This is a genomic window from Plantibacter sp. CFBP 13570 (assembly GCF_014841395.1).
GTDB lineage: Bacteria > Actinomycetota > Actinomycetes > Actinomycetales > Microbacteriaceae > Plantibacter > Plantibacter auratus.
In genome coordinates this window covers 1-1,537 of record NZ_JACYTW010000132.1, presented here as the reverse complement: position 1 = coordinate 1,537, position 1,537 = coordinate 1, and the positions used below count along the sequence as shown (strand labels likewise).

Annotated in this window: 2 protein-coding genes; one reads left to right on the top strand and one right to left on the bottom strand. The window is 70.7% G+C overall.

Annotated elements, in window-relative coordinates; genetic code table 11:
- The coding region (locus IFT89_RS19855) for a M23 family metallopeptidase (protein ID WP_202939844.1) at positions 1 to 678 on the top strand (678 nt) is incomplete at its 5' end.
- A gap of 87 nt (positions 679 to 765) precedes the next feature.
- Here IFT89_RS19855 and IFT89_RS19850 read toward each other — a convergent pair.
- On the bottom strand, positions 766 to 1,257 hold the full coding sequence (locus IFT89_RS19850; protein ID WP_064294335.1) for an inorganic diphosphatase: 492 nt from the start codon (positions 1,255 to 1,257) through the stop codon (positions 766 to 768).
- Positions 1,258 to 1,537: the final 280 nt, after the last annotated feature.

Sequence of the window (1,537 nt, the reverse complement as noted above, 5' to 3'; positions counted from 1 at the left end):
CGCGACGAGCGCGAGTCGCTCCGGCAGGCGGCGCAGGCGGCCATGGAGGCCGCCCAGGCGGCGGCGTCCGCGGCGGCGGCGAAGCTCGAGAAGAACCAGGAGCTGATCGTCACGCTCAACGCCCAGCTGACGGCGCTGCAGGACACGACCGCGAAGACGGTCAAGGACTTCGAAGCCGGCGAGGCCGCGCGGAAGGCCGCCGAAGCTGCGGCAGCGGCCGCGCGTGGCGAGAGCGCCGACGGCGGTCAGCTCAGCAGCCAGGGCTGGGCGATCCCGGCCTCCGGCAGCATCTCGGGCACCTACGGCTACCGCGATCCGATCTCCACGGGCGGCGGCAGCTCAGGCAGCTTCCACCGCGGCACCGACATCGCGGGCGGCTGCGGCATCCCGATCTACGCGGCGACCTCCGGCACCGTGACCTACGCCGGTTGGTACGGCACGTACGGCAACTTCATCCTCATCGACCACGGCTCCGGCGTCTCGACCGGCTACGCGCACATCGTGAACGGTGGCATCCAGGTCGGCGTCGGCTACCAGGTCTCCGCCGGACAGGTCATCGCCTACGTCGGCACGACCGGTGCCTCCACGGGCTGCCACCTGCACTTCGAGGTCCGCATCAACGGCAGTGCGATCGACGCGCAGCCGTTCATGGCCGACCGCGGGGCGCCGCTCGGCTGACCGAGCGCAGCGACCCGCACGACGAAGCGGCCGGCACCCGAGGGTGCCGGCCGCTTCGTCGTGCGGTGTGCGGAGGTCCGCAGTGGGTCAGTGACCCTCCGCCTTGAGCTTGTCGAAGCCCGCGAGGATGATCTTCTCGGCCGCTGCGGCGTCGCCCCAGCCGTCGATCCGCGCCCACTTGCCGGGCTCGGTGTCCTTGTAGTGGACGAAGAAGTGCTCGATCTCGTCGCGCGTCGCCTGCGGGATGTCGTTCAGGTCCTGGATGTGCGACCAGCGCGGGTCCTTGTACTGCACGGCGATGACCTTGTCGTCGCCGCCGCCGTCGTCCGTCATGTGCAGGACGCCGACGGGGCGGACCTTGATGCCGACGCCCGGGAAGGTCGGGAAGTCGAGCAGGACCAGGACGTCGACCGGGTCGCCGTCCTCGCCGAGGGTGTTCTCGAAGAAGCCGTAGTCGGCGGGGTAGACGAAGCTCGTGAACAGGACGCGGTCCAGGAAGACCCGACCGGTCTCGTGGTCGATCTCGTACTTGTTGCGGCTGCCCCGCGGGATCTCGATGACGGCGTCGTACTCGGCCATAAGCCTGCTCCTTGCGCGGTTGGATGACGTTGAGTCGGCGCGGTCGCCGACGAGGACCAACCATAACCGATGCGTCCCGGGGCGAACGGTGTGGGGAGGCGCTCGGCGCGGTGCAATAGCGTGGTCCGCGTGAACGACGTCCGACCCCCGCTCCACCCGTCCGTCGCCGCCCTCCGGAAGGCGGTGCGCGACGCGATCGCGGGCACGGCGCCCACGGCGTCGCGTGACGTCGCCGGTGCCGACCTGCTCGTCGCACTGAGCGGTGGCGCCGACTCGCTCG

Coding starts and splice junctions, on each gene's coding strand:
- IFT89_RS19850 (WP_064294335.1), bottom strand. CDS start 1,257: ATGGCCGAGTACGACGCCGTCATCGAGATCCCGCGGGGCAGCCGCAAC.